Annotated in this window: 17 protein-coding genes and 2 tRNA genes; 2 read left to right on the top strand and 17 right to left on the bottom strand. The window is 65.9% G+C overall.

Going from position 1 to position 16,422, the window contains the following annotated elements; translation table 11 throughout:
- Positions 1–74 precede the first annotated feature (74 nt).
- On the bottom strand, positions 75–500 hold the full coding sequence (locus DSD19_RS16995) for a tyrosine-type recombinase/integrase (protein WP_371412624.1): 426 nt from the start codon (positions 498–500) through the stop codon (positions 75–77).
- On the opposite strand from DSD19_RS16995, the gene DSD19_RS22445 reads away from it, so the two are divergent.
- Positions 499–744, top strand: a complete 246-nt coding sequence (locus DSD19_RS22445; protein WP_243628083.1) for a terminase large subunit domain-containing protein — start codon at positions 499–501, stop codon at positions 742–744. The two genes, DSD19_RS16995 and DSD19_RS22445, sit on opposite strands and share 2 nt — an antisense overlap.
- Here the strand turns inward: DSD19_RS22445 and DSD19_RS16985 are convergent.
- From DSD19_RS16985 to DSD19_RS16960, 6 genes are all read right to left on the bottom strand, one after another.
- Positions 734–1,588 (bottom strand): universal stress protein, encoded by an 855-nt coding sequence (locus DSD19_RS16985; RefSeq protein WP_075787357.1) that lies wholly within the window; start codon positions 1,586–1,588, stop codon positions 734–736. The genes DSD19_RS22445 and DSD19_RS16985 overlap by 11 nt on opposite strands.
- A gap of 15 nt (positions 1,589–1,603) precedes the next feature.
- Positions 1,604–3,088 carry a SulP family inorganic anion transporter gene (locus tag DSD19_RS16980; RefSeq protein ID WP_113670465.1) on the bottom strand — a complete coding sequence of 495 codons (1,485 nt, stop codon included), beginning with the start codon at positions 3,086–3,088 and terminating at the stop codon, positions 1,604–1,606.
- Between the two features lie 464 nt (positions 3,089–3,552).
- Positions 3,553–5,004, bottom strand: coding sequence for a glycosyltransferase family 39 protein (locus DSD19_RS16975; protein ID WP_165828164.1), 1,452 nt, complete (start codon positions 5,002–5,004; stop codon positions 3,553–3,555).
- The gene (locus DSD19_RS16970) at positions 4,979–5,290 is read right to left on the bottom strand and encodes a lipid-A-disaccharide synthase N-terminal domain-containing protein (protein ID WP_113670464.1); all 312 of its coding nucleotides are present in this window, start codon (positions 5,288–5,290) and stop codon (positions 4,979–4,981) included. The genes DSD19_RS16975 and DSD19_RS16970 overlap by 26 nt, the downstream gene beginning before the upstream one ends.
- Positions 5,280–6,014, bottom strand: coding sequence for a glycosyltransferase family 2 protein (locus DSD19_RS16965; RefSeq protein WP_075787361.1), 735 nt, complete (start codon positions 6,012–6,014; stop codon positions 5,280–5,282). Before DSD19_RS16965 ends, DSD19_RS16970 begins: the two co-directional genes overlap by 11 nt.
- Before the next feature lie 38 nt (positions 6,015–6,052).
- The gene (locus DSD19_RS16960; protein ID WP_243628082.1) at positions 6,053–7,126 is read right to left on the bottom strand and encodes a LacI family DNA-binding transcriptional regulator; all 1,074 of its coding nucleotides are present in this window, start codon (positions 7,124–7,126) and stop codon (positions 6,053–6,055) included.
- Positions 7,127–7,240: 114 nt separating this feature from the next.
- On the opposite strand from DSD19_RS16960, the gene DSD19_RS16955 reads away from it, so the two are divergent.
- Positions 7,241–7,317, top strand: a tRNA-Arg gene (locus DSD19_RS16955).
- Positions 7,318–7,321: 4 nt separating this feature from the next.
- On the opposite strand, the gene DSD19_RS16950 is transcribed toward DSD19_RS16955, so the two are convergent.
- From DSD19_RS16950 to DSD19_RS16905, 10 genes are all read right to left on the bottom strand, one after another.
- Complete coding sequence (locus DSD19_RS16950; RefSeq protein ID WP_113670459.1) at positions 7,322–8,440, bottom strand: tyrosine-type recombinase/integrase; 1,119 nt, start codon at positions 8,438–8,440, stop codon at positions 7,322–7,324.
- Entirely contained in the window at positions 8,437–8,616 is a 180-nt protein-coding gene (locus DSD19_RS16945; RefSeq protein WP_113670458.1) for a hypothetical protein, read from the bottom strand. The genes DSD19_RS16950 and DSD19_RS16945 overlap by 4 nt, the downstream gene beginning before the upstream one ends.
- A gap of 13 nt (positions 8,617–8,629) precedes the next feature.
- Entirely contained in the window at positions 8,630–9,154 is a 525-nt protein-coding gene (locus DSD19_RS16940; RefSeq protein WP_113670457.1) for a hypothetical protein, read from the bottom strand.
- 662 nt (positions 9,155–9,816) lie between these two features.
- Complete coding sequence (locus DSD19_RS16935; protein ID WP_075786837.1) at positions 9,817–11,139, bottom strand: methyl-accepting chemotaxis protein; 1,323 nt, start codon at positions 11,137–11,139, stop codon at positions 9,817–9,819.
- A 500-nt stretch (positions 11,140–11,639) separates the two neighbouring features.
- Positions 11,640–11,714, bottom strand: a tRNA-Gln gene (locus tag DSD19_RS16930).
- 81 nt (positions 11,715–11,795) lie between these two features.
- Positions 11,796–12,629 (bottom strand): 3-deoxy-8-phosphooctulonate synthase, encoded by an 834-nt coding sequence (gene kdsA, locus DSD19_RS16925; RefSeq protein WP_075786836.1) that lies wholly within the window; start codon positions 12,627–12,629, stop codon positions 11,796–11,798.
- 1 nt (position 12,630) lies between these two features.
- Positions 12,631–12,957, bottom strand: coding sequence for a hypothetical protein (locus DSD19_RS16920; RefSeq protein ID WP_133260459.1), 327 nt, complete (start codon positions 12,955–12,957; stop codon positions 12,631–12,633).
- A gap of 12 nt (positions 12,958–12,969) precedes the next feature.
- On the bottom strand, positions 12,970–14,055 hold the full coding sequence (locus DSD19_RS16915) for a capsule biosynthesis protein (RefSeq protein WP_113670455.1): 1,086 nt from the start codon (positions 14,053–14,055) through the stop codon (positions 12,970–12,972).
- A gap of 235 nt (positions 14,056–14,290) precedes the next feature.
- Positions 14,291–14,950 (bottom strand): ABC transporter ATP-binding protein, encoded by a 660-nt coding sequence (locus DSD19_RS16910; protein WP_113670454.1) that lies wholly within the window; start codon positions 14,948–14,950, stop codon positions 14,291–14,293.
- Positions 14,951–15,073: 123 nt separating this feature from the next.
- Complete coding sequence (locus DSD19_RS16905; RefSeq protein ID WP_113670453.1) at positions 15,074–16,348, bottom strand: Na+/H+ antiporter NhaA; 1,275 nt, start codon at positions 16,346–16,348, stop codon at positions 15,074–15,076.
- Positions 16,349–16,422: the final 74 nt, after the last annotated feature.

Genomic DNA, 16,422 nt, shown 5'->3' with positions numbered 1-16,422 from the left:
CTTGCCCAACCCGAAACCGACCACTATCAACCCCAAGGACTCTCGTTATGAACGAGGGACGACCGGGGGACAGGTCAATGCCCGGTCCAGGCCGCGATCTGGTGGGTCGTCGCGCCCGCCTCGGCGAGGGCAACGCCGCGGGTCTTGCGAAGCCCGTGGGCGCTTTTCTCGATGCCAGCTTCCGCCGCTGCGGCGCGGATCATGTTGCCGAGGCCCTTTTCGGATCTCGGGGCGCCCGCAGCCGTCGCGAGGAACGTCATGTGGCGTGAACCGAGCGCGGCCAGCGCGTCGTGCATCGCCTCGCGATCCCCGGCATAGCCTTCGGCATAGGCGGGCAGTCTGGCGGTCCAGGGCACGAAGGCGGGCTGTTTCACCTTGCTTTGGGTGTAGATCAGGACCCCGGCGCGATCCACATGGCCCGGGCCGATCATCACCGCATCGCCAATCCGAAATCCGGTCCAGTGCAGCAGCTCGAAGGCGGCGCGCTTGCTGGTGCCGATGGGCCACCGGGTCCGGAAGACGACCGATACCGCGGTGCCGATGCTCTACACCCAGCTTTTCGACGGCGAGGCGGCGCCGCAGGGCTTCTGCACCGCGACGACGCGGGCATCAGGCGCGGGGCGAAATCACGCGCGATCAAGGCCGCGTCCGCGCTGTCGGCCTTCATGGACACAGGCAACACCTCAAGCCGGGCAAGAGCCCCTCGGGACCTCCTGCCAGAAACAGCCGCAGTCTAGCGCATGAGCACGACCGGAACCTTGCAGGAACGGATCATCCCGGTGGTGGTCGAGCCGATGACCAGGGTTCGTATGCGCGAATGCCCGTAGGCGCCCATCACCAGAAGATCGATCCCGTCCGTTTCGACCAGATCGGCCAGTGCCTTGTCCGGGGCGCCTTTCAGAAGTTTCACCTCGGCTTCATGCCCGCCCGCGTTCAGCGTGACACGCGCCTTTTCCAGAGCGCGGCGCAGGTCGGCCGTGTCTTGGCCCGCAGTCGCCACGATCACCTTCAGCCCGGCAAAGACCGGGTTGCGGGCAACATGGTCGACCGCCTTCATCGAGGAGACACCCCCGTCATAGGCGATCAGCACGCGTTCGATCGGCGCGAAGCTGCGGTTCGAGACGAAGACCGGCTTGTGACTGGCGCGCACGATCCGCTCGAAGTTGGAGCCGAGATGGGGGCTTTCCAGCCCGGCGGCCTCGCCCCGCTTGCCGATCACGATCATGTCGGCCGCGGCTTCCTTCTGTTCGACCGTGTTCACGATGTCGTCGTGGCGCAACCGGGTGATGACATCGGTGACGCCTTCCCCCTCGATCAAGGCCTTGGCATCCTCCAGGATCGCGCGGCCCTGGGCCTGCGAAAGCTTGGCGTGCTGTTCATCCAGATCGCTGAGCTGTTCCATCAACTGCGATCGCGCGCCCAGCCGGATCGAGCCCGACAGATCGCGCCGCCCCTGGGCCCGGCGCGGGTCGAGCACGTGGTAAAGCTTGACCTGCGCGCCCGAGCGCTTTGCGATCCAGGCCGCATGGCGGCACACGCTTTCGGAATAGGCCGATCCGTCGACCAGCGCCATCAGCATCCCTGTCATCGTCCCATACCCCCGTCAGTGACCCAAGAGATCGTCCATCGCGCCGGGCTTGTCATGCACGGCCAGCTTGTCGACGATGGTTTCGGATGCCGCATTCATGCCCCTGATCTCGACCTCGGCGCCCTCGCGGCGGAACTTGAGCACGGCCATGTCCAGTGCCGCAACGGACGAGACGTCCCAGATATGGGCTCGGCTGACATCGATGGTGACGCGCTCCAGGGCCTCCTTGAAGTCGAAGGCACGCATGAACTCCTCGGTCGAGGCGAAGAAAAGCTGGCCCTCGACCACATAGGTGCGCGCGCGCCCGTCGGGCGAAATCTCGGACGTGACCCGGAAAAGCTGGGCGATCTTGGCCGAAAAGAAGATGCCCGACAGCAGCACGCCGACCAGAACGCCGATGGCGAGGTTATGGGTGTAGACCACGAAGAACACCGTCGCCAGCATCACGATGGAGGACGACCGCGGATGGTCGCGCAAGGTCCGGATCGAGGACCATGAGAACGTGCCGATGGACACCATGATCATGATCGCGACCAGCGCCGGCATCGGGATCTGTCCGACCAGGTCGCCCAGCACGACGATCAGGAACAGAAGCATCGTCCCCGCGGTAAAGGTCGACAGCCGCCCGCGTCCGCCCGATTTCACGTTGATCATCGACTGGCCGATCATGGCGCAGCCCGCCATGCCGCCGATGAACCCGGTGCAGGTATTGGCGATCCCCTGACCGATGCATTCCTGGTTCCGGTCGCTGGGGGTGTCGGTCAGATCGTCCACGATGGTCTGCGTCATCAGGCTTTCCAGCAATCCCACCGCGGCCACCCCGATCGAATAGGGCAGGATGATCTTCAGCGTCTCAAGCGCCAGCGGGATGTCGGGGATCAGGAAGACCGGAAGCGTGTCGGGCAACTCCCCCATGTCCGACACGGTACGGACATCGACCCCGAAGGCCATCGTCACCGCCGTCAGAACGATGATCGTGATCAGGGGCGAGGGCACCGAGGTCGTCAGCAGCGGAAAGAGGTAGATGATCGCAAGCCCCGCCGCGACCATGACATAGGTCACCCAGGTCACGCCGATCAGTTCGGGCACCTGCGCGAGGAAGATCAGGATCGCCAGTGCGTTGACGAAGCCGGTGATGACCGAGCGCGAGACGAACCGCATCAACTGGCCAAGCTTGGCCAGCCCCGCTCCGATCTGGATCAGCCCCGCCAGCACGGTGGCCGCCAGCAGGTATTGCAGCCCGTGCTCCTTGACCAGGGTCACCATCAGAACGGCCGTTGCCGCCGTCGCTGCCGAGATCATGCCGGGCCGCCCGCCGGTGATGGCCACGATCACCGCAATCGAGAAAGAGGCGTAAAGCCCGACCTTTGGATCGACGCCAGCGATGATCGAGAACGCGATGGCCTCGGGGATCAGGGCGAGCGCCACGACCAGTCCGGCCAGGATGTCACCGCGGACGTTTCCGATCCACTGGTCGCGATAGGCGTAGAGTGCGTTCATGGTCATTCCGGTGGCGGGCCGCCGACGCTCCGGCAGGGGGCGCGGCAGTCTGGGGTGTCGGTGGTCCGGAGAACTGGCGCTGAAAGCCACCACCCGGCAATAGGCCGGGCCCGGGGCGGATCACCATTCGCATACAAAAATCCGGCGCCAAGGCCAACAGCCAAAGCAGCGCGGACCTGCCGTGTCGTATCTGCTGCCTGCCGTTCGTGTCGCGCGTGGAAAGGACGGGCATGAAGGGCTGACGCGCGCAGGTCGCGTGTCGCGGCGAGCGGCGGTGCAGGGCTTTTGCCGCCAAGCGCGAGGCCCAGGACTGGGCAGCGCGGCAGGAGCACCCGATCATGGATGCCGGTGTGATCGCGGCCGATCGAGCTTTCGGCCCGCTTCCGGATCGCCATGCCCAGGAGGTCAGCCCGACCAGGCGGGCCGAGAGATGGGAGATGGTCAGGCCGAAGCGCCTCGGGCGCTCAGCCGTTCCAGCAACTGGCCGGAAGCTTGAACAGCACGAACTGCTTGCCGCGATAGGCGCCGGTCTCGGGGGTCAGCTCAGTCAGCGGGTCGGTCCCGGCCGCGCAGGCCGGGGGCGTTCCGGCCGCGACATACAGCACCGTGCCGGACAGGCCGCGCGGCAGGGCGTGACGCAGGGCGTAATGGTTCGAGGCACGGCCCTCGGGCGGCGGCGCATGGATCGACACGTCGCGGTCGCGCCCGGTATAGAAGAGATCGGCCAGGAGATCGCGATTGTCGGCGACGATCACCCGCTGCCCCTCGGCCTCGGCGATGTCGAGGATCCTGTCGCTGAGATCCACCCGCCCCAGATAGCGTTCCAGGACCGGAGGCCCGCCGAAGCTGGCCGAAGGCGCGTAGACCCCCAGCACCGGCAGCGCCATTGCCACCGTGCCGTTGATCGCGAAGGACGCGATCCTCAGCCCCCGGCCCAGCCGCGGCAGCACCGCCAGTGTCCCCGCCAGATAGGCCGCCGCCGCCCAGTTGGCATAGGCCCCGGACAACAGCGCCTCGACCGAGACGATGGCCACGACCGGCAGCGCGAAGACCAGCATCAGCCGGGTCGGCGCGTCGCGGTCGGACCAGCGCAGCGCGCCCCAGATCAGCGCCGCGAACAGCACCGGGCCGAAGACGGCGAACTGGCTGCCCAGAAACTCGGCAAGCCCGGCGATATTGAACCCGGCCCGGGCCGAGGGGTCGCGCACCCAGTTGGCGTTGTCGAGCGTGTGCTCGAGCGTGGTCATGCCGTTCTGCAGGTTCCAGATCACATTGGGAGAGATCGTCACCGCGAAGGCCAAAAGCGCCAGGCCGGCGTCGCGCAGCCTCGGCCGGGCGGGCGGGATCAGGAGGGCGGCCAGCGCGGCGCAAAGCGGGTAGTAGATCGCGGCGTATTTCGACAGGAAGGCCAGCCCCAGCGCCACGCCCGCCGCCAGCGCCCATCCCGGTCCGGGCCGCGCCAGCATCCGCAGCCAGAACCCGAGCGCCAGCGCCAGAAACGGGAACATGATGGTGTCGGTCGAGATCAGGATCGAGCCTGCCGCGACCATCGGCAGGGTGATGAAGCCCAGCGCCACCCAGATCGCCGCCTGCCGGCCCCAGAGCCCGGCCGCGATCCGGCCGAGGATCAGCGCCGTCGCGGCATGGAACAGCGGCGCGGGCAGCCGCACCCAGAACGGCGCGTCATTGCCGGCCATCTCTGTCACCGCCCGGATCACCCAGCCGATCATTGGCGGCTTGGAGTAGTAGCCGAAGGCCAGCTCGCGCCCCCAGAGCCAGTACTGGGCTTCGTCGACGAAGAGGTCCATCCGGTTCAGCCAGAGCAACCAGACCCGGATCGCCGTCACCGCGAGGACGGCTGTCGCGGCCGGGATCAGCCAGCCGTGGCGGTCAGGCGCTGCGGCGCCGGTGCGCATGAATGAGCCAGAGGTTACGGGTGTAGATGAAGACGCCGGTGACCTGCCCCAGGATGAAGACCGGGTCCTTGCGGTAGATCGCATAGGCCAGAAGGATCACGCCGCCCGCCATCGAGAAATACCAGAAGGCCACCGGCACCACCGAATTGCGCGCCCGTTCCGAGGCGATCCACTGCACCAGGAAGCGGGCGGTGAACATCAGCTGTCCGCCCAGCCCGACGACGACCCACCAGAATTCGGCCCAGCCGTCGACATGCAGCCAGCCGAAGAGGGCCTCAATGGCCATGCGGAACCTCCTCGGTGGCGCGGGCCTTTTTGCGGCGCAGGATCAGCCAGGACACGCCGATCAGGTCGTGAATGCCGACCAGGGCGCGCTGGAGGTTGTTGTAGTTCGACTGTCCGGCATGGCGTTCGCGGTGGCTGACATCGACCAGCGCGATCTCCCAGCCGTCCCGCTTGAAGAGCGCGGGCAGATAGCGGTGCATGTGGTCGAAATAGGGCAGCGTCAGGAACAGGTCGCGCCGGAAGCCCTTGAGCCCGCAGCCGGTGTCGCGGGTGCCGTCCTTCAGCAGCCGCGCCCGGATCGCATTGGCCGCGCGCGAGGCCCATTTCTTCGAGGCGGTATCCTGCCGCCCGACCCGCTGGCCCGCCACCAGCCCCAGCCTTCCGGTCTCGTCGGCCAGGAGCGGCGCCCAGAGCTTCGGCAGTTCGGCGGGCGGGTTCTGGCCGTCGCCATCGAGCGTGCAGACCACCGGTGCGCGTGCTGCCAGCACTCCGCTGTGCACGGCTGCGCTCTGCCCGCCCGAATTCGGGTGGCGCAGCAGCCGCAAGGCAGGGTCGGATTTCATCCGCTCGGCGACGATGGCCGCCGTCGTGTCGGTCGAGCCGTCGTCGACGACGATCACCTCGTGGCTGTCGAGACCCGCACAGGCCTCGGCGATTTCGCCCAGAAGAAAGGCCACGTTCTCGGCCTCGTTCTTCATGGGAATGACGATGGAAACGGCTGGCATTGAGGCCTCGTTGGGGCGCCGGAGCGATTTGGCCGCGGTTAAACCTGATCGCGGACGGCTTGTCCACATCTGGCAAGGTCGGCGCGAAGGGTATGGCCCGGGTCGATCCGTGGCGTCAGCGCCACGCGCTCGCCCTTGCCGGGCAGGCCCTTCGCGACGCAATCCGCGATGATCTGCGCCGCGCGGCGGCCGATCTCGCGCCGCTGGATGTCCATGGTGGCCGGGCGCAGCGGCAGACCGCTCAGAAGCTCGATACCGTTGAAGCCCGCCAGCCCCAGCTTGCCCGGCACGTCGAAGCCGCGCTCCAGACAGTAAAGCAGCCCGCCCGCCGCGATCATGTCGTTGGAGAAGTAAAGAAAATCGAGGTCCGGGTGCCGGTCCAGCAGCGCCCGGGTCATCTCGCGCCCCTTCTCGAGCCCCGATCCGCCCGAATAGAATTCCTGATCGACGATCTCAAGCCCGGCCCGCGCCAGCGCCCCGGTGAAGCCCTCGAACCGCTTCCGCGCCCGGTGGTCCATCGGCATCTTGGTGCCGAGAAAGCCGATCCGGCGATAGCCTGCCCCTGCGATGGCCCGCGCCATCTCGGCCCCGGCCCGGCGATGCGAGATGCCGACGACCGAGTCGATGGGCTCGCCGTCCAGATCGAGGATCTCGACCACCGGAATCCCCGCGGCCCGCAGCATCGCCCGGCTGGCCTCGGAATGTTCGAGCCCGGTCACGATCAGCCCCGAAGGCCGCCAGGACAGCATCTCGAACAGCACCTTTTCCTCATGCGGCGGGTCGTAGCGCGACAGCCCGAAGACCGGCTGCAACGGCGTGTCCTCGAGCACCTCGTTGATGCCCGCCAGCACCTCGGGGAAGACCATGTTCGACAGCGACGGGATGATCACGCCGACGAGGTTCACCCGCTGGCTGGCCAGCCCGCCCGCGATGCGGTTCGGCACATATCCCAGCCGCTTGGCCGCCTCCAGCACCTTGGCGCGGGTCTTTTCCGAGACATCGCCGCTGTGCCGCAGCACGCGGCTGACCGTCATCTCGCTGACGCCCGAGGCTTCGGACACGTCGCGCAGCGTCAGCGGTCGGCTCGGTCTGTCGGGACGGTCTGCGGTCACGGGGCGCCGGGTCCTTCAGGGGGGTGGTCGCACCAGTTAAGCGGGAATGGCCCGGATGTCCAAGGCGAAGCGGTCTTGCAACTGCGGCGTTTTCCGGGGAAAAAGACCGCGCGTGGTCCCGTGGCTCAACTGGATAGAGCAATCCCCTCCTAAGGGATAGGTTGCAGGTTCGAGTCCTGCCGGGATCACCACTTGTCACGGTTTTTCCTTTCCCTCCAATGTGTTGGTGTCGCCTTTGGCGAACCTTTCGTGAAGGTTCACCACGTTCTGTTCCCCATTCGTTCGGGCGATCAGTTTTTCGAACGCGGCATCGGCCAGCCCCTCGCGGCCAGCCGCTTCGGTGTAGAGTTGCACCAGAGCCAGGGTCTTGTGGCCGGTGACGGCGGCGATTTCGTGGGGCGTCGCCCCGGCTTCGGCCAGGCGGCGGGCGCAGGCTTTGCGGAGGCCGTGTGAGGCGCAGACCTCCAGTCCGGCCTCATCGCACCATTTCCGCATCGCGTTCCCGAGCCCTGCGGCCGAGCGTTGCTTGCCCGACGCGGTCGCAAGAAACGGCCTGTCTGCTGCCAATTCCTCAAGGACGCGCCGCAGATCGTCATGCAAGGGAACGCTGATCAGGATGCCGCCGGAACGCTTGGTCTTCTGGCGACGGTACTCCACCCGGTCGCCCTTGATGTTCCAAGGCCCGAGCTGCACGGCATCCACTCGGGCAGCGCCGGTATAGAGCATGAGCGTGACTGCCCGATGCGCCAAGGTTCCGGGCCTGTGCGCTTCGAAGAAGCGGGCGATCTCCGCTTCATCCCAGCTATGGAAGCCTTCGCTTTCGACCCGATAGGGTTTGGGCGCGCGGGCGGGATTGTCGGTGCGCCAGTCCAGCGACACGGCATGGTCCAGCAGCTGGATCAGGCGCTTGCGCAGATTGTTAGCAGCGGCGGGGGTCTCGGCCTTTTTGGCGAGGATCGCCGCAACGTGGCGGCGCTGCATGAGCTTGACGGGTTGCTTGCCGTACTCCTGCCGAAAGGGCTCGATCAGCCCTCGGTAAACCCGCTTCGTGTTGTCCGCGAGGTTCAGGAATTCGGGCGACATGTAGAAGGACGCAACCAGAGCCGAGACCGATCCGGGAACGGTACGCCCCGCGCCGATCAGGCCGCGGGTGCGGTGCCCTTCAAGGGCAGCCTCATATCGGCGGGTGAATTCCTCGGAACCGTACTCCGTCCCAAGTTCCGCCGAGAACGCACCCTTGCGGAAACGCCAGCGCCGCTTGCCGTGGCGGTCGTGGTAGGGCGTCGCGCCCGGATATTGCTTCCGGCGCTTCATACCGTGGCGGTGTCCCAGGGGTTCGAAACGGTGTCTTCTGCGTTGTTCGTGAAGACGACGATCTTGCCCGTGCGCGGGTCGATCTCGCACCGATCCACCGGGATTTCGGCGTTGCGGTAGGCTTTGAGCACTCGGGTCACGTCGGTCTGGGTGAAGTTGGCGGGTTTTCGAGCCATCAATCCGTTCTCCCTATTGATTTTTGACCTCCCGCAGGATCGCGGAGGCATCGAGATTCAGTTCGCGGCAGACGGCACGAAACACGGCCGAGGCGTTGACCATCGTGAAGGCTTCCAGATCGCGCTCGTTGCCCTCGGGGCCGGTCAGGTCGGCCAGGAAGTCGGCCATCGCCCCGCGACCGGTGGGCAGGTAGTTGATCGTCACCTTGTCACCGGCCACCGCCATGAAGGTGTCGCCCCCAACGGGGTCGAGCGGCAGCCCGGGGGTGCCGGGGTGCTGCACGGCCGAATAGGCGAAGACGGCGGCGGCCTTGAAGGCATCCGCAGGGCGGTGCCCTTGATCGACCAGAGCCCGGGCAATGGCGATCTCCATCACGTTGCGGAACTCGAACCTGCGGTGCCGCCCCTTTTCGCCGCCGCCGCCCATGCCCTGCCCGAGCACGTGATTGCGGCCGAGCCAGAGTTGCAGCTTTTCCTTGGGCAGTCCCGCCGCCTTGGCGACCGCCTCCGCCTTCCAAGTTTCGTTCCAGAAATCCATGCTTGAAGCTCCCGCAGAATGTCGTCCGATATTCATCGCGCCACATGGCGGCGCCGTCAAGGAAAATCGAACGATACTCTTCACTCCGCGAGGATCGACGCAGGGATGCGCCCAGATCTGGACGGAAGCCCCTTGAGCGATCATCCCAGCAACAGACGGCGAGCGTCCTGCCAGATCGGATGCGGAGGTGCGGGAAGGCAGCGATCCCGGCGGCAATTGAGCCGGTACGAGCTGACGGCAGCGGCGGTTCCGACAGGCCAGCGGCTTTGGCATAGGCGGCAAGGAACTCGGGGTGTGACGGCGGCATGTCCGGCAGCGGCACACCCTTCTGCCCTTTCGGGCGGTATGAGGTGCCCCTAGATTTGTAGACGCTTTGCTCCCTAACTTTGACGCAAGTCGTCAATGCGACCAGCCCTGAAGGCCAGAACACCCGCCGACGCCCTCAAGGACTGGCGACGTCAACGGCCCGAACTCCTCAGGAAGCGGGGGTCTACAATCACACGGGATGTGACACCGGGCGTCGTCCTCGCCTCTTGGCCAGGAGAGATCGTTATGCGCGCCCTCTGCCCCGAACCTCGCGCAGGATCGATCTTGCCATGACGAGCGCAGAGCTCCGGGGGGCTTTGCGGTCGTCCGGGACGGAACGCCTGTGCCAGGGCAATTCAGTGCAAAGTGGCGCCCGCAGGTGCAACCGTGAAGATCGAGATGCCATCCGACAGGGATGTGCTGTTCTTCGATAGTTCCATTGTCACGCCGGCCGTTTCGCTGACCATGGCCGCATTTTGTTGCGTCACCGTATCAAGATGCGAAATCGCCGTGTTGATCTCCGTGAGCGTTATCGTCTGCTCCTGAAGACCGCTTACCACCTCCCTGATACGTTCGCTGATCCGGTCGACGCTGCGGAAAATTCCGCCAAGATCCCCGCTGGCCTTGCTCACCAGAGTCGCTCCGTCGCGCACATACTCGCTGCTTTGAACGATCAGGGATTTGATTTCCTTTGCGGAATCTGCCGATCGTTGCGCCAGTTGCCGCACTTCGGACGCAACCACCGCAAAACCGCGTCCGGCCTCCCCCGCACGGGCGGCCTCGACCCCGGCATTCAATGCCAAGAGGTTCGTCTGAAACGCGATGTCGTCGATCACAGACACGATCTGGGAAATCGACTTCGAGGAGTCCTCAATCCTCTGCATCGCTGCGGTCACATCTTCGACGACCTTGCTGCTGTCTCCGGCCGCTTTCCGGGTGTCCTGCGCTTCGCGGCCGACTTCGGACGCATAATCCGCCGCTTTCCGGGCGGTGTGGTTCAGTTGGTCCACCGCCGCAGCGGTCTGTTCCAAAGTGGCCGCCTGCGTTTCGGTGCGGCGAGACAGCTCGTCGGCATTTCCGGACACTTTCTGGGACATTCCGTCGATGGTGTTGGCCACGCCTTTGACTTGCCGGATCAAATTGGCCATGTTTTCCGAGGCCGCGTTAAAGCTGTCGGCCACTTCCTTCATGCGGTCCTGGGCAGACAACTCGACGCGATATGTCAGATCGCCATTGCTCAGCGCCTGGAGTCCCTTCGAGATCGCGCGGATGGCCTCGCGTTGCCGTGTGATTTCAGTGGCGATTTTCGTGATCTGAACGACCGTCCCCGCTTCGTCAAAGACCGGGGCATAGGTCGCGGCAATCCAGATCACCTCGTCATCCTTGGTAATCCTCGGAAACTCGTCCGTGAAGAATTCTCCGGCGCGCAGACGGTTCCAGAAATCCTGGTACGCCTGTGTCTGGCGGTACTTTTTCTGGACAAACATACTGTGGTGTTGGCCGATCACCTCTGCGGCGGTGTAGCCAAGAGCACGCAAGAACATGTCATTTGCTTCCAAGATCACCCCCTCGGGGGTGAAGTGGATCACGGCCTGGGTCCGTTCGACAATCTGAACGATTGCGTCAGCTTTGTTAACGGACGTCGGCTTACTGGACCTTGAACGCCGATTGAACCACATCTTCGCCTCCGCGTCTGTCTCTGCTGGATGCATAGAGGCGACATATTGAAGCACCCTTAAATTTCCAGGATGCGCTGCGATCATTCCCGCGCCCGGGTGCTGTGGGTCGGTCGCGTGTCCCGGCCGTGTTGCGGGAAACGGCCTCGAGACCCGCGCCCTGCCGGTGTCCGACATCGATCCCCTTGGAGATCCGGGATGCATGGCCCTGGGCGCCGGAGCGTGCATCCGGCCAGATCGACCTGCTCATTGTGCCGGAAGAGCCGGGGTCTTCGTCCGGCCGGTTCGACGATCCAGGGCATCGCAGTCCGGCGGTCCCGCTTAAATGCCCGTCGGTCCGCGAGACGCGGCAGCCACGGAACCTCGCGTGATCGGCCGGCACCCGGTTGGACGGGCAAGGGGCCGCCGCGGTCCCGCAAGCCTTCGATTCGTTGGCAGAAGCAACGGCCACCGCCGCAAGCGAAAATGCGGCCGATCAGACCGGATCCGCGAAAAACATGATATGGCTGGGGCGGTAGGATTCGAACCTACGGTGCGCGGTACCAAAAACCGGTGCCTTACCACTTGGCTACGCCCCAACGGTGGAGGCGTAGATACGGGATGCCCGGACGGGCTTCAAGCCCAATCTGGCGAAAAAATGCGCCCGGGCCGCCACGATCTCAGACCGATAGAGGATGCGCCTTGGCCAGTCGGTCGAAGCCCATCAGCGTCTCCACCAGGCCGGGCATCTCGGCCAGCGGAATCATGTTGGGACCGTCCGAAGGCGCGCGGTCGGGCGCCTCGTGGGTCTCGATGAAGACCGCGGCAACGCCCACGGCCACCGCCGCGCGCGCCATCACCGGGGCGAATTCGCGCTGGCCGCCGCTCGACCCGCCCTGGCCGCCCGGCTGCTGCACCGAATGAGTCGCGTCCATCACCACCGGATAACCCAGCCGCGCCATGATCGGCAGGCTGCGCATGTCGGCAACCAGCGTGTTGTAGCCGAAGGACACGCCGCGCTCGGTCAGCAGGATCCGCCGGTTGCCGGTCGATTCGATCTTGGCCACCGCATTGGCCATGTCCCAGGGCGCCAGGAACTGGCCCTTCTTGACGTTGACCGCGGCCCCGGTTTCGCCCGCAGCCAGCAGAAGGTCGGTCTGGCGGCAGAGAAAGGCGGGGATTTGCAGCACGTCGACCGATTCGGCCGCAGGCGCGCATTGCTCGGCGGCATGGACATCGGTCAGCACCGGCACCTCCAGCTGGCGGCGCAGTTCGGCCAGGATCTCGAGCCCCTTGTCGATGCCGACGCCGCGGCGTCCCGACAGCGAGGTGCGGTTGGCCTTGTCGAAGCTGGCCTTGAAGATATAGCCCGCACCGGCCGCCGCGCAGGCGTCCTTCATGGCACGGCCGATCATCAGGGCGTGGTCCAGGCTTTCCAGCTGGCAGGGACCCGCGATCACTGTCAGCGGGCGGGTATTTCCGACGGGCAGGCCGCCGATCTCGATATGTTTCATGTCAGGCTGATACTTGTTCGCGAAGGATGGACAGGGTCAGCGAGATCATGAGGTAAATGCCGCCGAAGATCAAAAGGGCAAGCGCGGTATTTTCGACGGCGCGCGGATAGGCCGCCTTGTCGCGCGCGACCGGACTGACCCCGAGCGACAGGTAGCGGACCTGACGGTTGGCCTCGATCCGGGCGGTTTCAAGCTGTTCCAGCGTCTGCTGCAGCAACAGCTGGCGGTTGCCCGGATCGGCCTCGGCGATCCGCAGCTCGGCCGAGACCCGGGCCAGCGAGCCGCCGCTGGAACTGCCCTCGGTCAGCACCGCGCGCAGCTCGCGCACCATGGCATCCAGTCAGCGGATGTCGCCCTCGACGCCCGAGACGCGCGCGGCATTGGGCGTGGCATTGTCCAGAAGCTGCTGCAATTCCAGCCGCTTGTGCCGGAGTTCGATCTCGAAGGTATTGATCTGGCCCATCAGCGCGGCGGTTTCGCCGGCAGGGTCGATCACGCCCAGCTTTTCCTGTAGTGGCAGCACCCGGTTCTGAGCCTCGGCCACGCGCGCTTCGGCCGTATCCTGGCTTTGCCGGGCGCTTGCCATCTGATTCTCGCGCAGGCGCTGGGTCAGGCCGTCGATCCGGTCCTCGGCATAGGAAATCAGCGCCTTCGAGAATGCGGCCGAGACCTGCGGGTCGGCGGCCAGAACCTCCTTGTTGAGGATGCCCTCGGTCGGGTCGTACCCGATCTCGGCGGCGTGGCGGTAGACCTTGTAGGTGTCCTCGATCCCGCTGCTGCCGCGCAGGTGCTGGATCGGGTCGATCGAGGATTGGCTGAAATGCGCGCGAATCCCCTGATCCTCGTCGAGGCGCAGCATCGCATCGCGCGATTGCAGATCGCTTTGGACTGCGATCGAATCCTGCTGCATCGCGAGGCTGCCGCCCTGGAACAGGCTGCCCGGCCCGCCGCCGCTGGGCGAGTTGGCCTGCTGGATCACGAATTCCGGCGGCGTGGCCTCCATCGGCGTCGCCACCGCGAAGACGTAATAGCCCGCCAGCGCGGTGGGCAGGACCACGAAAACCGACAGCCGCGCCGTCAGCATGGTCAACGCCCGGCGGCGCCGGTGGGCGATGTCGCGCTGGATGTCGCTGACCGCGCGGGCGCGTTCGGCGGCGGGCGAAGTCAGCGCGGCAGGACCCGGTGCCGGGGCAGGAGCGGCAGGGGCGGCCTGCGCGCCGGGGGCCATGGCGGGGCCGGGCGTGGCACCCGCCCGAGCGGCAGGGTCGTTGGCCCCGGGCGCCCCGGGCGCGATGGGCCGGGCCTCGCCGAAATTCAGCACGGAGTTGCGGCTGAACCGGTCGATCCCGCGGCTGCGACGCTGCCGGATGGCGTCGAAATCCGAGGTGATCGACAGGCCCTGCTTTTGCGCGATGCGGCGGGCCATGCGCAATTCCCTGCCGGACAGCCCTTCGCGGCGGATCTGCTCGATCTCCCCAAGCGGGATTCTGTCGGCGAAGGCAGGGACGGGGGAAGGGGCGGGGACGGGGGCAGGGGCACGGGCGGGGACAGGGGCCTCCAGAGCCGGGGCGGCAGATCCCGCCGATGCCCGTTCGCTCCGGGCGGCGCGGGCGCGTGCTTCCGCGGCCAGCACGGCCTCGGCGGTCCGGGTGTTGAACGTCCTAGCCTTGGCTTTGGTGGTCACAAAGGGATCTTGCCTCTTTCAGGCTATCGAACAGATGCAACTGGCCATCCCTCAGCACCGCGGCCGAGCGGCAGAACTTCTCAAGCGTCCGAGGTTGGTGCGAGACACTCACGACCGTGGCGGTTTCCAGCCGCTCGCGCAGGATCGCCCCGGCGCGGCGGTTGAACTCGACATCGGTGGTCGCGGGCATGCCCTCGTCGATCAGGTCGATATCGAAGTCGAGCGCCAGCATCAGCGAATAGGGGAACCGCGCCCGCATGCCCTGGCTATAGGTGCCGACCGGCATGTCGTAATATTCGCCGATCCCGCACAGCCGGCGCGAGAACGCCTCGACATAGTCGGGGTCGAGCCCGGACAGCCGGGCGATATAACGGGCGTTCTCGGTGCCGCTGTGGCGGTTGACCACGCCGCCCATGAAGCCCAGCGGAAACGAGATCCGGCAATCGCGCTTGATCCGCCCCTCGTCGGGCTTCTCGATCCCCGCCATCATGTTGATCAGCGTGGTCTTGCCGGTGCCGTTCGGAGCCAGCACGCCCAGCGAATGGCCCAGCTCGATGCGGAACGAGACGCGCTCAAGGATCACCTTGCGCTGCTTGCCGGTCCAGTGGCCTTTGCTGACCTCGATGAACTCCAGCATGCCCCGATAGGCCGCGCGCCCAAAGGGGGCGACGGTCCAGAATTGTTTCCAGATCGAAGCGTAAAGGACGATCAGGGCCAGAATATTTCCGGCAGCCGGGGACGATCCCGGCTGCCGAAGCGGTCAGTCGCGCTTCTGCACACGCATCAGCTTGCCCGCGCCGATGGCCATCAGGGCGGCGGCGAAACTGAAGAGGGCGCCCATCTTGGCGGCTTCCTGCACGTCGATGCCGTCGAGCGTGATGCCCGAGTTGAAGGCGACCGACGCGATGAACAGCGACACCGTAAAGCCGATGGCCGCGACGCAGCCGACCACCAGCAGATCGGCGGTGCGCATGCCCTGCGGCAGGCCCAGCCGCAGCCCCCGCGCGGCAATCCAGCCGAAGACCAGCACCCCCACCGGCTTGCCGATCAGCAACCCGAGGAAGACCAGCCAGGTCGGCACCCCGATCGACGAGAACTCGACCCCCGCATTGCAGAGCCCGAAAAAGAACAGGACGATCTCGACCGGCACCTTCAGATTGTGCTCGATATGGTTCAGCAGGTCGGTCAGGTACTGCTCGGCCTCGGAGAAGATGCCGAAGGCGCGATCCGCATGCGGGATCGCGGGCACCACCGGCAACAGCCCCAGCGCCGGGTGCAGGCCTGCCTCCTGAAAGCCGAACCAGCTTGCCGCCCCGGCCAGCGCATAGGGCCAGACGTTCAGATAACGCCGCACCCAGCTCGAGACCGGCCGCATCTGCCGGCCCCGGTCCAGCCGCCGCGGCAGCCAGTTGAACAGTACGAACACCGCCAGCGCCGCCCCGCCCGACAGCAGAAGCCACAAGGGCTGCAGGTCGCCCGACGGATAGAAGACCGCAAGGATGATCAGCCCGGCCGCATCGTCGGCGATCGCCAGCAGCAGCAGGAACCGCACCGCCGGATGCCCGGCCCCGAAGACGATCCGGCCGACCAGATAGGAAAAGGCGATATCGGTCGCCGTCGGGATCGCCCAGCCGCGATGCACCGCATCGAAGGTGGTCGAGCCGAGGATCGCCGCCAGCCCCAGATAGACCGCGATCGGGCCAAGCATTCCGCCCAGCGTCGCGAAAAGCGGCGTTGCGGCTTTCCGCCCCCGCAACGAGCCGTTCCGGAGGATGATCGCCTCCCAGACCTCCTTGGCGGCGATGGCGAAGAAAAAGGCCATCAGCAGGTCGTTGACCAGATAATGCACGGTCAGGGTCCGGGTGACATGGCCCTCGACCTCATGCGCATGACCGATGAAAAAATCGTCGATCAGAACGTATTCGACGAAATCATGATACGAATTCGGGTGCAGATTGACCCAGACCAGTGCCGTGACGGCGCCTCCGATCAGCAACAGCGAATAGGCCGTCACGAAATTCCAGACTCGGTACATTCCCCCGTCATTCCCTTCCGTTCCGTTTGCCGTGGCTTAATCGAACCCTTTCCGATGGGCAACCTGCCCTGCGG

It is taken from the genome of Rhodovulum sp. BSW8 (genome assembly GCF_003314725.1).
In the GTDB taxonomy this organism is placed as follows: Bacteria; Pseudomonadota; Alphaproteobacteria; order Rhodobacterales; family Rhodobacteraceae; genus Rhodovulum; species Rhodovulum visakhapatnamense.
Note: the sequence above shows the minus strand (reverse complement) of the source record. Positions and strands in the feature narration are given on the sequence as shown.